Origin of the sequence: Longimicrobium sp. (genome assembly GCF_048594345.1) — a bacterium.
GTDB lineage: Bacteria > Gemmatimonadota > Gemmatimonadetes > Longimicrobiales > Longimicrobiaceae > Longimicrobium.
The window spans coordinates 1-16,008 of the sequence record NZ_JBMDXM010000016.1 but is presented as its reverse complement, the minus strand read 5'-3'; the positions used below and the strand labels follow the sequence as shown (position 1 = coordinate 16,008).

The 16,008-nt window shown below is 69.7% G+C and carries 16 protein-coding genes; 9 read left to right on the top strand and 7 right to left on the bottom strand.

Annotated features, from left to right (window positions below):
- Window positions 1-18: 18 nt before the first annotated feature.
- The 3 genes from ACOJUJ_RS01590 (at window position 19) to ACOJUJ_RS01580 (ending at window position 3,160) form a co-directional block, all read left to right on the top strand.
- A complete protein-coding gene (locus ACOJUJ_RS01590) occupies window positions 19-1,203 on the top strand; it encodes a PDZ domain-containing protein (protein WP_420125088.1) in 1,185 nt (394 codons plus the stop codon).
- A 405-nt stretch (window positions 1,204-1,608) separates the two neighbouring features.
- On the top strand, window positions 1,609-2,199 hold the full coding sequence (locus ACOJUJ_RS01585; RefSeq protein ID WP_420125087.1) for a TetR/AcrR family transcriptional regulator: 591 nt from the start codon (window positions 1,609-1,611) through the stop codon (window positions 2,197-2,199).
- Window positions 2,200-2,236: 37 nt separating this feature from the next.
- Window positions 2,237-3,160: an alpha/beta hydrolase gene (locus tag ACOJUJ_RS01580; RefSeq protein ID WP_420125086.1), complete on the top strand. Its 924-nt coding sequence runs from the start codon at window positions 2,237-2,239 to the stop codon at window positions 3,158-3,160.
- A 485-nt stretch (window positions 3,161-3,645) separates the two neighbouring features.
- On the opposite strand, the gene ACOJUJ_RS01575 is transcribed toward ACOJUJ_RS01580, so the two are convergent.
- Entirely contained in the window at window positions 3,646-3,939 is a 294-nt protein-coding gene (locus ACOJUJ_RS01575; RefSeq protein ID WP_420125085.1) for a hypothetical protein, read from the bottom strand.
- A gap of 205 nt (window positions 3,940-4,144) precedes the next feature.
- Entirely contained in the window at window positions 4,145-5,968 is a 1,824-nt protein-coding gene (locus tag ACOJUJ_RS01570) for a DegV family protein (RefSeq protein WP_420125084.1), read from the bottom strand.
- Between the two features lie 251 nt (window positions 5,969-6,219).
- Between ACOJUJ_RS01570 and ACOJUJ_RS01565 the strand changes: the two genes are divergently transcribed.
- From ACOJUJ_RS01565 to ACOJUJ_RS01550, 4 genes are read left to right on the top strand one after another with little or no spacing between them, the layout of a single operon-like run.
- On the top strand, window positions 6,220-7,122 hold the full coding sequence (locus tag ACOJUJ_RS01565) for a deoxyribonuclease IV (RefSeq protein WP_420125083.1): 903 nt from the start codon (window positions 6,220-6,222) through the stop codon (window positions 7,120-7,122).
- Window position 7,123: 1 nt separating this feature from the next.
- The gene (locus tag ACOJUJ_RS01560; protein ID WP_420125082.1) at window positions 7,124-7,648 is read left to right on the top strand and encodes a CAP domain-containing protein; all 525 of its coding nucleotides are present in this window, start codon (window positions 7,124-7,126) and stop codon (window positions 7,646-7,648) included.
- Between the two features lie 11 nt (window positions 7,649-7,659).
- Window positions 7,660-7,932: a hypothetical protein gene (locus ACOJUJ_RS01555; RefSeq protein WP_420125081.1), complete on the top strand. Its 273-nt coding sequence runs from the start codon at window positions 7,660-7,662 to the stop codon at window positions 7,930-7,932.
- Window positions 7,929-8,384, top strand: coding sequence for a YhcH/YjgK/YiaL family protein (locus ACOJUJ_RS01550; RefSeq protein ID WP_420125080.1), 456 nt, complete (start codon window positions 7,929-7,931; stop codon window positions 8,382-8,384). The genes ACOJUJ_RS01555 and ACOJUJ_RS01550 overlap by 4 nt, the downstream gene beginning before the upstream one ends.
- A 528-nt stretch (window positions 8,385-8,912) precedes the next feature.
- Here ACOJUJ_RS01550 and ACOJUJ_RS01545 read toward each other — a convergent pair.
- Window positions 8,913-10,160: a diguanylate cyclase domain-containing protein gene (locus tag ACOJUJ_RS01545; RefSeq protein WP_420125079.1), complete on the bottom strand. Its 1,248-nt coding sequence runs from the start codon at window positions 10,158-10,160 to the stop codon at window positions 8,913-8,915.
- Window positions 10,161-10,236: 76 nt separating this feature from the next.
- Window positions 10,237-10,902, bottom strand: a complete 666-nt coding sequence (locus ACOJUJ_RS01540; RefSeq protein WP_420125078.1) for a DUF1707 SHOCT-like domain-containing protein — start codon at window positions 10,900-10,902, stop codon at window positions 10,237-10,239.
- Between the two features lie 175 nt (window positions 10,903-11,077).
- Here ACOJUJ_RS01540 and ACOJUJ_RS01535 point away from each other — a divergent pair, with 175 nt between their 5' ends.
- Complete coding sequence (locus tag ACOJUJ_RS01535) at window positions 11,078-11,293, top strand: hypothetical protein (RefSeq protein WP_420125077.1); 216 nt, start codon at window positions 11,078-11,080, stop codon at window positions 11,291-11,293.
- A 280-nt stretch (window positions 11,294-11,573) separates the two neighbouring features.
- Here the strand turns inward: ACOJUJ_RS01535 and ACOJUJ_RS01530 are convergent, their stop codons facing one another.
- From ACOJUJ_RS01530 to ACOJUJ_RS01520, 3 genes are all read right to left on the bottom strand, one after another.
- Complete coding sequence (locus tag ACOJUJ_RS01530; protein ID WP_420125076.1) at window positions 11,574-12,944, bottom strand: putative glycoside hydrolase; 1,371 nt, start codon at window positions 12,942-12,944, stop codon at window positions 11,574-11,576.
- Between the two features lie 241 nt (window positions 12,945-13,185).
- Window positions 13,186-13,431 carry a hypothetical protein gene (locus ACOJUJ_RS01525; protein WP_420125075.1) on the bottom strand — a complete coding sequence of 82 codons (246 nt, stop codon included), beginning with the start codon at window positions 13,429-13,431 and terminating at the stop codon, window positions 13,186-13,188.
- A 70-nt stretch (window positions 13,432-13,501) separates the two neighbouring features.
- Complete coding sequence (locus ACOJUJ_RS01520; RefSeq protein ID WP_420125074.1) at window positions 13,502-13,765, bottom strand: hypothetical protein; 264 nt, start codon at window positions 13,763-13,765, stop codon at window positions 13,502-13,504.
- A 282-nt stretch (window positions 13,766-14,047) separates the two neighbouring features.
- Here ACOJUJ_RS01520 and ACOJUJ_RS01515 point away from each other — a divergent pair, with 282 nt between their 5' ends.
- Entirely contained in the window at window positions 14,048-15,823 is a 1,776-nt protein-coding gene (locus ACOJUJ_RS01515) for an ATP-binding protein (protein WP_420125073.1), read from the top strand.
- The last annotated feature ends 185 nt before the right edge of the window (window positions 15,824-16,008 follow it).

Here is a 16,008-nt window from a genome sequence, read left to right as displayed (position 1 = left end):
TCACTGGGGATGATTCCCATGACGGCAGGATATCGGATTTCGGCGGCCGCGCTGGCTGCGGCGATGGTGTGCGCGGCCCCGGCGGCGGCCCAGCGGGTGGGGCAGTCGTGTGACAACGGACGCGGGCGGGTGGCCGCGGACCTGGGCTTCGACAACCTGGGCGGGCGGATCTCGATCTCGCAGCGCGACGAGCAGCGGCCCGTGTGGGAGTTCCGTGGCGAGCCGGTGATCGGCGGCGCGCGCGGCGGCGGGCCCGCCGCGGGACGCCTGCGCGACGGCGACGCCATCGTGGCGGTGGACGGGCAGCTGATCACCACGTCGGAGGGCGGGCGGCGCTTTTCGGCGATCGATCCGGGCGACCAGGTGCGGCTTTCCATCCGCCGCGGCGGGCGCGTGCAGGACGTCACCGTGCAGGCGGGCACGCGCTGCCAGCGCCGACCCACGCCCCCCACTCCGCCCCGTCCGCCGGCGGCCCCGCGCGCCGCCGTGCCCGGCCGGCCGCCGGTGCCCCCGCGTCCCGACGCGCCCGGCAGGCCGTCCGCGCCTCCGCGCCCGCCCGCCGTGACGCGCGCCCCGGCGCCGCCGGCCCCGCACCGCGAGCCCGCACCCGCGCGTCCGCCGCAGCCTCCGCGTCCGCCGCACGGGCAAACGCCGGCGGCCCCGCCCGCACCGCCGGAGCCCCCGGCTCCGCCTCCGCCGCCGGCGATCATGCCGGACGGGTGGTTCGGGTTCGGCATCCAGTGCAACAACTGCGGAGTTCACCAGGAAACCGGCCGCGCCACCACCTTCCGCTTTCGCGAGCAGCCCACGGTGCAGAACGTGGAGCCCGGCACCCCCGCCGCCCGCGCCGGCATGCGGCGCGGCGACCGTCTTACCCACGTGGACGGCGTGTCCATCACCACCCAGGCGGGGTGGACCCGCTTTGGCGCCATCCAGCCTGGCCAGCAGGTGCGCTGGACGTACACCCGCGACGGCCGCGTTCACAACACGTCCATGACGGCCCTGCGCCGCCCCGACGCGGGCCGCGCCCCCACGGCACCCGCCCCCGCCACCGGGCAGCGCCTGCGCTACTCCGGCAGCGCGGGCGGGGCGCGGGTGGAGGTGCGCGGCGCGCCGGTGAACGTGACCACCGACCCGCGCACCGGTGAGATGATCATCCGCAGCGCCGACCTCACCATCCGCATCACGCCCGATCGCTCGTGATGCGCGCAGCCCGCTGAAGCCCTCACCCGCTCGCTAAGGCTCGCACCCTCTCCCGCAAGCGGGAGAGGGTATAAACGTCGCACAACCGACGGTGCAATTCCTCAGCTGCGGTGTCTTCCCCGTGCGGATCCCGCGCAGCGGGCAGGCCCCTGCCCGCACGAGCAGGTGAAGCCCCGCCGGGCGAGCTCCGCGAGCCCAGGGCGGGGCTTATGGCCTTCATAGCCCCGGGCTTTAGCCCGGGGTGCCGCAGGGCGAGTCCCGATTCACCTCCGTGATGACACGCGGCCGTTACGGCGCGTCGCCAACCCGCACCGTCTCTATCTCGCCCTCCTCGACGTTCCATCGTCCCGGTAGCGCCAATCATCCCTCTTGCAAAAAAGCACGATCGGTCGTAAGCTGCATCTCATGAGCAAGGGAGCCGCGACCAGGGACCGCATCATCGAAAGCGCGTTGCGTACGGCGAGCGTGGAGGGGCTGGAGGGGATCAGCCTCGGGCGCCTGGCCGCGGACGTGGGCATGTCCAAAAGCGGCCTGTTCGCGCACTTCACCAGCAAGGAAGAGCTGCAGATCGACGTGCTGGAGGCCGCCTCCGCCCGCTTCGCGGAGATCGTGTTGAAGCCGGCGATGCAGGAGCCCCGCGGCGAGCCGCGCGTGCGCAGCCTGTTTGAGCACTGGCTGGTGTGGGAGCGGCACGAGAGCCTGCCGGGCGGCTGCGTGTTCATGCACGCGGCGGCGGAGCTGGACGACCGCCCCGGCCCCGCCCGCGATACGCTGGTCTCGTGGCAGCGGCAGTGGCTGGCCTTCCTGGCCAAGGCTGCCCGTATCGCCGTGGACGCGGGCCACTTTCGCGCCGACCTGGACTCCGCCCTCTTCGCATTCCAGCAGCTGGGACTGGTGCTGGGCTACTACCATGCGCGCCGCCTGCTGGGCGACCCGCTGGCCGAACAGCACGCCCGGCAGGCCTTCGACGCGCTGGTCGCCGCCGCGCGCGCCTGATCCGCATCCACCTCCACACACGCAGGAGATCCGGACGATGACGAACACCACATCCGCAGCGCCCAAGAAAAGCACGAACGGTCGTGCTGCGAATCTCCCGATCGGCCTGCTGGCGCTGCGCACCTGGTTCCGCGTGGCGGCGGCGGTGGCTCCGCGGGCGGTGGAACGGCACGCCGCGTCCCTCTTTCTCACTCCGCCACGACCCAGGAAGAACGGTGTGGTGATGGAGGACGCGGCGGCGGAGCGGTACCGGCTGGAGGTGCGCGAGGGGGAGCTGCGGGTGGCGGCGTGGAGCTGGGGGCGCGGGCCTACGGTGCTGCTGGCGCACGGATGGGGCGGCACGGCGACTGACATGGTGCCCCTGGCGGAGCGGCTGCAGGCCGCCGGCTACCGCGTGGTACTGTTCGATTTCCCCGCGCACGGGCGCTCCGCGGGCCGGCGGACCAACATGGTGGAGTGGCTGCGGGTGATGAAGGCCGTCTCGGCCGCCGTAGGGCCGGTGCACGCGGTGGCCGGCCACTCGTTTGGCGGGGCGACGGTGGCCATCGCGCTGGCGGAGCACGGGATGGACGTGCGCGGCGCCGTGCTGCTGGCGCCGGTGATCGGGCCGGCGCTGTTCACGGACCGCTTTACCGGAGCGATTGGACTGCCGCCGGAGCGCGCGGAGGGAATGATGCGGCACATCGCCGACACCATCGGCCGCGAGCCGCGGTCGCTGGACGCGCGCTGGGCCGTCACGCACCTGCACGTTCCCGCGCTGCTGGTGCACGACCCCGCCGACCGCGAGGTCCCCTGGGCCCACGCCGAGTCCATCGCCGACGCGTGGCCCGGCAGCCGCCTTGTCGCCGCCGAAGGCCTGGGCCACCGCCGCCTCCTGCGCGACGACCGCATCCTCACTACGGTGACGGACTTCATCCACGCGCTCCCGCGCCACGCCGCCGCCCTCGCCGCCGCGTCGTGATCCGGAATCGTGAGGAGAACGGCTCGCGCAGGACCGGCCCCGCCGTTGAAATCAGAGCGCCGACCGAAGGACGTCGGCAGCACGACCTGGGGGCTGGATTCGACGCTCGGATCGCAGCCTTACATGGGGGCAGGCTAGGTCCTTCGGTCGCGCGCAAGCGGTTGCGTAGCTTCGGGTTCGGCATAGCGCTCTCTCAGGAAGTCAACGCTTCGGGATTTTGATTCATCGATCTGATGGCTGATCCTGATGCAGATACCAAGTCCGGATAAACACCTCACCTCACCTCGGATTACGGCAAACAGAGGTCAGGGTACAGAGGAACAGACAACAGCCGGAGCAACAGAGGACGGAATGCGGATCACCTCTGTTCCTCTGGCTGTTCTCGGTCCCTCTGTACCTTCCGATGTTGTTTTCCCGGATCCCATCTGAGATCGTGTTGTGAACCGTGCAGGCGTTGACGTGCTGGAGCGGCGCTTCGGCGTACGTCAGCTCCCCACCATTTCCTCGCCCGGGATCTCGACGTCGGAGGGAAGCGAGGTGCCGGCGGCGTTCTCGACGGGAAAGTAGAGGTTGCGGCTGGCGTGGCCGATGTACGTCTCCACGAACGAGCGCACGTCGCGGATGCTCTCCGCCTCCCACACGCACACCGCATGGGAGCCGTCGGGCGTGGGAAAGCAGTGGTGCAGCGCCACCCGCTCGGTGCGGACGGGGATGGCGTGCCGGACGGCGGACCAGAAACGCTGCACGTCGTTCACGTAATGCTCCACCAGCACGAACATGACCGGGCCCTCCGACAGGGTGGGGATCCATACCTTTCCACCCTCCGTGTGATGCAAAAACCGGTACCATCACCGCTCCGGATCGGCCGTGGCATTTACGGCGGGCTTGAAAGAGCACGCCGTACAGCCCGACGCGGAAAGGCCGGCGAAGGATGTCGTCCTCCGCCGGCTCTTCACGGCCACGTTCGATGGATGAGGAGCCGCGTCAGTCCTCCACCAGGTATGCGATCCCCCAGGCGCCCTCGCCCGCGTGCGTGCCGATGATGGGGGTGCCGGCGGAGGTCATGATGTCCACGTTGCCGTAGCGCTTGCGGATCTCGGCCGTCACCGGCTCCAGCATCTCCGGCGCCGCCACCTGCATGATGCCGAAGCGCACCTTCTTTGCGCCCCTGGGCACCTTGCGCTCCAGGATCTCCAGCATCTTGGGAAGCGCGTTCTTGCGGCCGCGCACCCGGTCGATGGGAAGCAGCTTGCCGGCCGCGTCGATGTCGAGCACGGGCTTGATGTCGAGCAGGCTGCCCAGCCACGCCTTGCCGCGCCCCACGCGACCCGACGCCAGCGCCCGCTCAAAGGTGTCGAGCACGATAAAGAAGCCCGACTGCTTTCGCACGCGCTCCAGCTCGGCGATGATGCGGGCGGGCTCCCATCCCAGCTCGCCCAGCTCGCTGGCCTTGAGCGCCAGCAGCCCCTGCAGCAGCGAGCCGGCCTTGCTGTCGAACAGGTGAACGGGCACCTCGCCGTCCGCCCGCTGCCGCGCCGCCACCTGCGCGCTGGCGTACGTGCCGGAAAGCGCGGAGGACAGCAGGATGGCGATCACGTTCTCGCCCTCTTCGGCCGCGCGGCGAAAGCCTTCCATGAACGCCGCCGGCGTGGGCTGCGACGTGCTGGGATGCGCACCCTTCTTGAGCTGCTCCACAAACTCGTCGGCCGAGATGTCCAGCCGGTCGCGCAGCACCTGGTTCTCGAAGATCAGGTTCAGCGGCACCAGGTGCATGCCGTGGGCACGCACCACCTCGTCGGGCAGGTCGCAGGCGGTGTCGGTCACCACGCTCACCGGGCGGCGCGCCAGCGTCATGTGCCCCGCCGCCGCGCGCTCGGCCACCGCGTGCTGGGCGTGCATGTCCTCGGCCTTGTGCGACGCCAGGCGGCCAAAGCCGCGCAGGTAGCCGAACACCGCCTCGGGCTCGTCGGTGTGCACGTGCACCTTGAGCATGTCGCCGCTGCGGATGACGACGAGCGAGTCGCCGCGCTCGCGCAGCCAGGCGCGCACCGTGTCCTGCGTGGGAAGCGCGTCGCCGCGCACCAGCGCCTCGGTGCAAAAGCGGTACTGCTCCTCGGCCGAGTAGTCGGCCTCGGCCGCGGCAAAGACGGCCGGCTCGGCATCGTACTCCGGCGTCTCGTCCAGCGCCACCAGCGGGTCGCCGGAAAGGTAGCCGGCGATCCCCTCCAGGATGTGGACGAAGCCCTTGGCGCCCGCGTCCACCACGCCGCGGGTCTTGAGCACCGGCAGCAACTCGGGCGTGCTGGCCAGCGCCTCGCGCGCCTTGACCAGCAGCCGCTCGAACAGGACCACGAAGTCCGAGTGCTGCAGCCGCTCCGCCTCGTCGGCGATGGCGCGCATGATGGTGATCATCGTTCCCTCGACCGGTTTTTCGAGGGCCTTGTACACGTGCTCCGTCGCGCTGCGCAGCACCTGGCCAAACTCCGTCACGGCCAGCCGGGGCCGGTCGCCCACGGCGTCGGCGAAGCCCAGGAGAAAGTGCGAAAGGATCATCCCGCAGTTGCCGCGGGCGCCCATGATCCCCGCGTTGGCGGCGGCGCGGGCCACCCCGCCCAGCGACGAGTCGGTGTTGCGCCGCAGTTGCTCGGCGATGGACCCGACGGTGAGCGCCAGGTTGGTCCCCGTGTCGCCGTCGGGAACGGGAAAGACGTTGATGCGGTTGAGGTCCGCGCGATGCCGCTGCACGTATTCCGACGCGGTGATCAGCGCGCCGCGCAGGCCGGTGCCGTCCAGGTATGTGGTATCCATGCGGAAACAGTAGCTTTCGCCGGGCGCCGCGGCCAGAGAGGACGCCGGTCTGGCGTTCCGGCGCGCGGCGGATGGGCTGGTGCAACCAGGGGGCGGGCGGTGGATCGTGCCCGCAACCTGCACCGTGAACACACCCCATGCAAGGGGCGGGCACGAAATTTCACGGTGCCCCCTCTCGCGCGGAGCGTGGCGCCGCCACACCTTGATACCCGCGCGGTTCCGCTCCCTTCATCCACCCAACGCTCCGAGCCATGGCCCAGCAGCACTTTATCGGCGCACACACCGTCGACAACGGCGGCCTTCACATGACCGCGCTGCGCGCCGGCGCCGCGGGAATGCGGGCGCTGCAGTGCTTTACCGCCATCCCCCGCTTTTACGGCGACAAGTCCACCATCAAGCCCGAGCGGGTGGAACGATTCCAGGCGGCTCTGCGGGAAACGCGCATCAAGCCGGAGCACGTGGTGGTCCACGCCGCGTACGTGCTGAGCGTGGCCACGGCCGAGCCGGAGAAGTGGGAGCGCGCCGCGGCGGGACTGACGATGGAGATGAAGCGCTCCAACGCGCTGGGCGTGGGTGCCGTCTGCTTCCATCCCGGCTCCGCGACGGACGGCGATCCCAAGGCGGCGGCCAAGCGCGTCGCCGACGCCATCACCCAGGCGCTCAAGGAATCGCACGGGCCCACGCGGCTGCTGGTGGAAAACACGGCAGGCGCGGGAAAGACGGTGGGTCGCACGGCGGAGGAGGTGGCCGACATCCTGCGCCACGTGCCGGACGGGCTGCGCGAGCGCACGGGGTACGGGCTGGACACCTGCCACCTGTTCGCCAGCGGCTGGGCGATCCACGAGTCGCAGGCGCGGCAAAAGGAGATCCTGGACGAGTGGGAGCAGACGGTGGGGGAAAAGCCCGGCTTCTTTCACCTGAACGACAGCGAGGGCGCGTTCGCCAGCAACAAGGACCGCCACATGCTGCTGGGCGACGGCCAGATTGGCGCCGAGCCGTTCCGCTGGCTGCTGGCCGACCCGCGCAGCCGCGGCATTCCGCTCATCCTTGAAACGCCGCAGCAGAACTACGAGATCGGCGATGACGACGCCTCGGCCGACCCGTACGACCTGCGGATGATGGAGCTGCTGAACGGATTCTTGAAGGAGAAATGAGATGCGTTGGATCGTGGCCGGCGCCGCGGCGGCGCTGGCGGCTTCGTGCATTACCATCCAGGTGCCGCCGCCCGCGCCGCCCGCTGGCGGATCGACGGGATCATCCACCTCTCCCGCGGAGGCACCGGTGAGCGTCTCCGGGCCGGGGAGCGGGCGGAGGATGATCGACGAGATGGCGGCGCTGGTGAACGCGCATCGTCGGTCGAAGGGGTGCCCGGAGCTGGTGTGGATGCAGCCGGTGGCCGACGCCGCGCAGGCGCATTCGGAAGACATGGCGCGCCGCAACTACTTTGATCACCGGTCGCCGGAGGGGCGCGGACCCACGGACCGGCTGACGGCGCACGGCGTGGGCTACCGCTCCATGGCCGAAAACATCGCGCAGCACCCCGGCACCCCGCGCGACGTGCTGAACGGGTGGCTGGGCAGCCCGGGGCACCGGCAGAACCTGGAGCGGTGCAGCCTCACGCATCACGGCATCGGCCTGCGCGAGGGGTACTGGACGCACCTGTTCGTCACCCCCATGTGACCGCCGGAACCATGAGCGACGAGATCCGCCGGCGACGCGAGAACCGGCGCCGCTTTCTGGAGCACCTGTACCGCTGCTCCGAGGAGCAGAGCACCGAGTACCAGGACGCGTACGAGGTAGCCGAAGAGCTGGAGATCAGCCGCCAGGACGCCGAGCGCATCGTCCGCTACCTGGAGGACCACGGATACGTCAGCAAGACGGGGCGCACGGGGCTGGTGCTGCGCATCACCGCGCACGGCATCGACCACGTGGAGGCCCAGGCAACGGAAACGGAGGAAGATTGATCCTGACGACGCTGGCGGATTCCGCCCCGTACGAGGTGCTGGGGCCGCGCGTGGCGGCCGGCCTGCGCTGGCTGCGGTCGATGGACCCCGCCCTCCCCGACGGCCGCCACCCCATCGACGGCGACGACGTGTTTGCGCTGGTGCAGACGTACGAAACGGTGCCGGGAACGGAGAAGCGGCTGGAGACGCACGTTCGCCACGTGGACCTGCAGTACGTCGCCGACGGCCACGAGCGTATCCTTCACGCCCCCGCCGCCGCCCTTACCGTCGAGACCCCGTACGACGAGGCGACCGACATTGCCTTTTACGCCGACCCGCCGTTCGCCAGCTCGCTGCTGATGCGCCCCGGCGACCTGGCCATCTTTCATCCGGACGACGCGCACAAGCCGGGCTGCATGGCCGGCGCCCGCCACACGGTCAAGAAGGTGGTCGTCAAGGTCCGCATCGGGTGATCTGAGATTGCACCTCGTTCCAGATCTACAAACGAATGGGCCTCACACGGAGTCAACGGAGTTAACGGAGTTTTCTCGTGCCGTTTCCTCTGGACTCGCGATCGGAAGCACGATTCCCAGGTGTCGGGTGCAGGTGGGCCAATCGGGCGGGAGGATCTTTTGTAGGGATGTCGGAAACGGGAAGCAGATGGAATGCGGCAGGGGGCCATCCGCATTTTTTTGAAAAGGGATGTGGATCGATCGATGGTGTCCGGAGCGCATCGGAACGCGTCGATCGCACCACCTGATGCGCGATCCCGAAAACCATCCGCCACGTCGATGGCCGGGGAGCGGCACGTCCGCAGGCGCTGGTGCTTCCGGTTCGCGGACGCGCGAGGGATGAGCGGGTAAACCCGCTGCTGGGAAAGCGACAAGCCCCGTCCCGGCGCCGCTGACGCGTCTCCGGGACGGGGCTTCCACTACGACAGCGGTAACGATCCGCACGCTGTCGCGACGTTCATACCCTCTCCCGCTTGCGGGAGAGGGACGCTACGCCATGCGATACACGGGGACGGTGATCCGCCGGTTCCTGGCCTTTTCCTCGTACATGGCCTTGTCGGCGCGGAGGATGGCGCCGGCGATGCCCTCGGCGCCCGCAAAGTCGGCGGCGCCGATGCTCACCTGCAGCTCCAGCGGCGGGAGCTCGCCGTCGGCCAGCGCCTCGTTGGCGTGGCGCAGCGCGGCGCGGACGCGTGGCACCACGTCGTCGGGGAGAGCGGCGGGAAAAAGCACCAGGAACTCGTCGCCGCCCCAGCGATACACGCGGTCCAGCGGCCGCACGCACCCGCGCACCGTCTGCACCAGCCGCCGCACCAGCTCGTCGCCCGCCGCGTGGCCGTAGGTGTCGTTCACGCGCTTCAGGTTGTCCATGTCCAGCATCATCGCCGTGCCAAAGCGCGCACCCACGGCCTCCAGCCCCACCCCGTCCTCGTAGGCGCGGCGGTTCAGGGCGCCGGTAAGCGCGTCGTACAGCGTCACGCGCTGCAGCCGGTCGTGCGCCACGGACAGCTGCGCGCGGGCATCGTCCGCTTCCCGCTTCACGTCCTCCATCAGCACCACCACCATTCCGTACCCCAGCAGCACCTGCAGCAGCAGGTCCAGGTAGCTGTTGTACTGAAGCAGAAAGTCCAGCGGCCCCGCCGGCTCCCGCAGCGCGGGAATGCCACCCGTCGCCAGCGCCAGCGCGTATCCCATCCACAGCGTGGCGATCATGGCGAACACCGCGCCCGTAGCCCGGCTGCCCATGGTGCCGCGGCTGGGCGGCAGGCGCAGCAGCAGCCACGCGCACAGCACGAACGGCCCCGCGATCAGCGGCGCCTGCAGCAGCATCACCCCGTTCAGCAGCACGCCGGGAAGGAACGTCGTCAGCACGCCGTACCCCACCGCGATGGGAACCGCGCGCCGCAGGAACGCGCGCGGCCGCACGCCCATCACGTAGTTGAGCGTGCCGCACAGCAGGTGGACCACAAAAAGCAGCTTTCCCGTCTGGTACAGCAGGTTGGCCGCCCGCACCGCCAGCGAATTGCCGGACACCTGCGGGATGGCGTACTGCACCACCACGCCCAGCAGTGCGGCCAGCAGCCAGATCCAGGCGCGCGTCCACTCGCGAAAGTACGGCTGGCGGCGCGGGTGCGCGCGAAGCAGCGCCGCGAACAGGCCCACCAGCAGCAGGGCGCCGCCCGTTTGCGTGAACAGGCCGATGGATGAGATGAGGCTCCCGACGTCCTCTGGATACATGGCGGGAACGGTGGCGAAAGGACGAACGTGCCGAGGCGTGGGGACGTGCGGCCCCGGCGGGGTGAGCGGGAAAGGATCAGCCGCCGGACAGGCGCTTCTTCTCCTGGCGGTCCAGCTTTTCGCGCTGGCGGGCGTCCCTGGAGCGCTCGCCGGGGTAGCGGATGCTCACCTCCACCCCGCCCATCAGGCAGAACCCGCCGATGCGCAGCACGGGCGCGTTGGGATCGGTCGGCGGCGGCACGGAGCCGGTCTGCCCGAACCCGCCCATCACCGCCATCCCGTTCAGGTCCACGTGCACACCGGGAGGGACGATGATCTCCGCCCCGCCCATGATGGCGAACACGATCACCTCCGTGACCCCGGGGCCAAAGCGCGCCTCGCGAAAATCCAGCTCCGCGCCGCCCATCATGGCCACCACGTAGATCTGCTTCGCGGGCGTCCACACCCCCTTCTTCTCGGCGCCGCCCATGATGCCGATGATGATCTGCCGCTCGCTTACGTGCGCGCCCGTGGCCGGGCCCACGAACGTCCTGGCGCCCGGCGTGGCGTCCGCGGCCACCACGGGAAGGTCGGACACCAGCGCGCGCAGGTCGTCCAGCGTGGCGGCGCCGTGCGCGCGGTCCAGCCGCTCCTCGAGCGCCTCCGCCGACAGGTTGTCGTAGGCAAAGTGCTCGCACAGCTGCTGGATGATACGCTCGCGCGTCTGCTCCAGGGGAACGGGAACGGGGCTGGGCTGGGCCATGGCGGGGAATGCGGGCGATAAGGGCGTTCGTGAACGCCGGTCCTGGAGCCGCAACGTACGCACGGGGCCGGAGGGGGGCAAGCACGACGTTCAGCGGCTTCTACACACATTGGGCACGCACGTTGCTAAAAGGGGCACCGCGAACGGTAGTCTCACACGAACGGGAGATCCCGACATGTTCAAGCGACTGATGACGGTGGCCGCGCTGGCCCTTACGATGGGCGCGGTGGCCTGCACCGCCGAAGTAGAGGAAGAGGGCAAGCTGCCGGACGTGGACGTGCAGGGCGGCGAGATGCCCAAGGTTGACGTGGATCCCGCCAACGTGGAAGTGACCACGGACACGCAGACGGTGGTCACCCCCGAGGTGAACGTCACGCCCGCCGCTCCGTAAGGCGGTACGAGGGTACGAAGGTGCGGGGGTGCGGATGACGCGCCCCCGCACCTTTTGCGTTTGGAGTACCCTGGACGCCGCGCGACGCCGAAAGGCCCGTGCCCCGCGCCGACGGGGGAGATCGAGGAGGATGAGCGGCGAGGATGAGGGGCGAGGATGAGGGGCGAGGATGAGCGGCGAGGATGAGCGGGTAAACCCGCTGCTGGGAAAGCGATAAGCCCCGTCCCGGCTCGCTTGCGCTCGCCGGACGGGGCTTCAACTGCGTGTGGCGTTTCCGGCCTCAGGTCCCTTCGCGCCGTGCGCCACCGGTTGAATCACCCGATGCGCCCCTGGCGGAATCCGCGGCGGCGGCGCGGGTGGCCTGGTCCATCCGCCGCACCACGGCGCTCATCCGTGCGCGCGGCACCTGCCAGGCGAGCGGCTTCCATCCTCCGCGCTCCAGCGGCGAGGGCGAGCCGTCCGCGGGGCGCAGCGCGGGAAGGTAGACGTCGTACTTCGACCCTGGATTCCACAACACCCAGCTCTTGAGTCCCGAGTCGTACGTGGCGGCGATCTGCTGGCGCACGTGGCTGGCGCCGTAGGTAATGCCGTCGTGCAGGTAGTCGGCGGTAAAGGCCTGCAGCCAGGGGATGATCTCGCCCGTCTTTTGCCCGCGGCGCTGCACCGCGCGGGTGCGCTCCACCGCGTCCTGCATGCTGATGCGCACCATTTCGTACGGGTGCGCGTTGGGCCGGCTGAATCCGTACACGCCGCCAAAGTAGTGCGACGGATACACCATCGGCAGCACCGCGTCGGCCGTGGAGATCACCTTTTCCCAGTTCTGTCCGATCCCCACGTCGCCCTCCACGTGCGTCGCCAGGCCAAACACGTCCGCCGTCACCGGCACCTGGTACTCGGCCAGCTGCTCCTTGGAATAGCGGATGAATGCGGCGATGTTGTCCTCGCGCGACACGCCGCCGGCGCCGGGGAACGCCATGGTGCGCCGCCGCGCCTCGGTCACGTCGGGAAAGCGCACGTAGTCCCACTGCACCTCGCTGAAGCCCATGTCCAGGGCTTCCTTTGCGATGGCGACGTTGTAGTCCCACACGCGCCGGTCATAGGGATTCACCCACGGCTTGCCCTTCTGGTCCAGCCACACGCTTCCGTCGGTGTGGCGGATGGCCAGTTCCGGTTTCCGTTCCGCCAGCATGCGGTCCTTGAAGACGACGATGCGGGCGATGGGATAGATGCCGTGCGCAATCAGCGTATCCACCAGCTCCGGCAGCCATTTGGACCGAGGCATGGTGTCGGCCCCGATCTCCCTGGCGAGCGCGATGCCGGTGGAGTCGTGGGTGAGGTAGGTGTCGCTTTCCTTGATGTCGACGACGAACGCGTTGATCTCCGTCTCGTCGGCGATGCGGATGAGTTCGCGCATGCGGGTGCGCCCGCCCGCGGCCCAGCCGTTCACGTACAGCGCGCGGATGGAATCCGGCCTGGGCACCCGGTTGCCGAAGCGCGCCCGCCACTGCGCCACGCTGTCCGCCGTGCCCTGCCCCGCCGCCGCGGCTGAATCCGCGCCGGCTTCGACCTTCGCGGGCCCGGGCTCGCCACCCGTTCCGCCGCACGCCGCCAGCACCAGCGCAAAGGCCGCCCATCGCACGCGTGACGACATCACCGGCCCTCCATCGGGGGAATGGGTACGAAAGTACGAAAGTACGAAGGTACGAAGGTACGAAAGTACGAGGGTACGAAAGTACGAGGGTACGAGCGTTCGGCGGAAGGGACGCACGCGGACGGGTCCACTCACGCACTCACGCACCTTCGTACCCCGTACCCCGTACCCCGTACCCCCAAACACGCAGGGCCCGGACGCGAACGTCCGGGCCCTGCGAAAAGCCAGCGTCCAGCCGAAATTACGGCGTGGTCGTGGTGGCCGTGCTGTCCATGGTGGTGTCGGTCATGGTGCCGGTGGCGGCGGCGCCGCTGTCCATCGGCATGGTCGTCATGGCCGTGCTGTCCATCGGCGTGGTGGTCACCGGGGCAGTCTCGGTCACGGGGGTCACCGCGGTGGTGTCCTCCATGGCCGCGCCTTCCTCGGCGTCGCCGCCGCCACAGGCGGCCAGCGCCAGGATGCCGAACATCGCGATCAGCTTCTTCATCGTCGGTACTCCTCGGTAGGTATGCGAAGGGCTGGCGCCCGGATGCGCGCCAGCCCCGGAAACAGCTCGATTACGGATGAGCCGCGGTGTCGGTCGTGGTGGCCGTGCCGGTCGTCTGGGCCTGGCCCTGGATGGTGTCGGTCGTGGTCGTGGTGGTGGTCAGCACGCTGTCGGTGGTCGGCACGACGGTCGGCTGGCTCACGGTGTCGGTGCCCGGAACGGTGGTCACGGTGGTGCTGTCGGCAACGACCTCGCCCTCACCGGCCTCATCGCCGCCGCCGCAGGCGGCAACCATCATCGACAGAGCCGCGATCGAGAAGATGCGCTTGATCATCGTGGTACTCCCAGTTGGGTGTTTGCTCCGGCCGGGCTGTTGGCCGGCCGCCGGTCCGCGCTCTGCGCGGTCGGGGCCCTGTATTGGCAACGGGTATGCCGAACGGGCCATCCATGGCCCGAGTGGCGAAAACCGGCGCCACGCCTTAACTTTCTTGCACTTCCCGCCCGCTCCGGCACGGTTCGCCGACCGCCCGGACGGCCGCCGCGACTGTTCACTGAACACCGGCAGGGTGTTCAGTGAACATCTGAAGACGGGACAGGGGCTACGAACGGGGCCGTTATGAGGGGGCTTTCGCTCCGCACCAAGGTCTTCTTTCTCTTCGCCGCCACGGCGCTGCTCATCGTGGTGCCGGCGCTGATGCTCATCGCCCGCGCGGTGGAGCGCGGCGTGTACGAGCGCGCCCGCGACGAGGTGAACGGCGCGGGCGTGTCGCTGCGCTCCACCTGGGACACCAACGGGATGCTGCTGGCCACCAGGGCCCGCGCGCTGGCGCTCAACGAGCAGGTACGGGCCCGCTGGGCCGCCGGCGACAACCGCCGCCTGCAGCGCGTGTTGAGCGCGGAGCTGGAAAAGGACGAGGCGATTGTCATCGACAGCACCGGCAAGTCCATGTTCGGCCCGCGGCTGGACGCGCGCGCCATCGCCAGCGCGGGGGAGCTGGGCACCATCGTGGCCCTTACCGACGACGGAAAGCCGCCGCTGCGCTTTTCGCTGGAGCCGGTGTGGGCCGACACGCTGCGGCTGGGGCAGATCGGCGTGGGGCAGCGGCTGAGCGCCGCGGCGATCAAGAAGGAGCTGGGGCGCAACACCGAGGTGGTGCTGATGGTGGGCGACTCGCTGGTGGGCACCACCCTTTCCGACAGCGCGCAGACGCGGCTGGACCGTGACGAGCTGCGGGCGCTGCTGCCGATGGCGAACAACGGCGGGGCGCGGCAGATCCTGGCGGACCAGGCGTACATGGCGGCGCCGGTCACCCTGGTCTCGCGCGGGCTGCAGACCACGGCCATCTTTCTGCGCCCCATCACGCAGGAGCTGGAGGTGGCCACGGCCATCAAGCGGTCGCTGTTCGGCATCGGCTTCATGGCGCTGGTGCTGGCGCTGGTGCTGGCGGCGGCCATCTCGCGCATCGTGGCGCGGCCGGCGCAGCAGCTGGCCGAGGCGTCCACCCGCATGGCGCGCGGCGACTTTGCGGCGCCGCTGCCGCGTACGGGGATGGACGAGATCAGCCAGCTGGCGCGCGCGTTCGGCGAGATGCGCAAGGCCATCGCCGACCGCGAGGCGCGGCTGCGGTCGGCGCAGGCGGAGATGATCCACCGCGAAAAGCTGGCGGCCATGGGCCGGCTGGTCGCGCAGCTTTCGCACGAGATCAACAACCCCATCTACAACATCCAGAACTGCCTGGAGGCGCTGGAGCGGCGGGGAAACCCCAACGACCCCAACCGCGAGTTCCTTACGCTCGCGCAGGAGGAGCTGTCGCGGATGGCGGGGCTCACGCGGCGGCTGCTGGACCAGAGCCGCCCCCAGTCCGACGCCAGCAGCCTGCTGAACCTCAACTCCCTCGTAACGCGTGTGCTCACGCTGGCGGCGCCGGAGATCAAGTCGCGGGGGATCGAGGTATCGGCGGAGCTGGCGCCCGACCTGCCGCCCGTGGTGGCGCACCCGGAGGGGATTCAGCAGGTGCTGGCCAACTTGGTGGCGAACGCCAGCGACGCCATGCCCGCGGGCGGGCGGCTGCGCGTGGCCACGCGCGCGGACGGCGACGCGGTGGAGGTGGTGGTGGAAGACACGGGCGCGGGGATCCACGAAACGGACCTGCCGCACATCTTCGAGGCGTTCTACACCACCAAGCCCGGCGTCACGGGCACGGGGCTGGGATTGTTCGTCTCCGAAGGGATCATCCGCGGCCACCGCGGGCGCATCGACGTGGAAAGCACGCAGGGCGCGGGAAGCCGGTTCACCGTGCGCCTGCCGCGCGAGACGCTGGACGAGTCGGTGTCGGAAGCGGCCGGCGCGCGCGAGAATGCGGAGCGCGAGGCGGCGATCGCGGCGGATTGAGGGCGGCCGGAGGTACGGGGTACGGGGTACGGGGTACGGGGTACGGGGTACGGGGTACGGGGTACGGGGTACGAAGGTACGAAGGTACGAAGGTACGAAGGTACGAAGGTACGAAGGTACGAAGGTACGAAGGTACGAAGGTACGAAGGTACGAAGGTACGAAGGTACGAAGGTACGAAGGTACG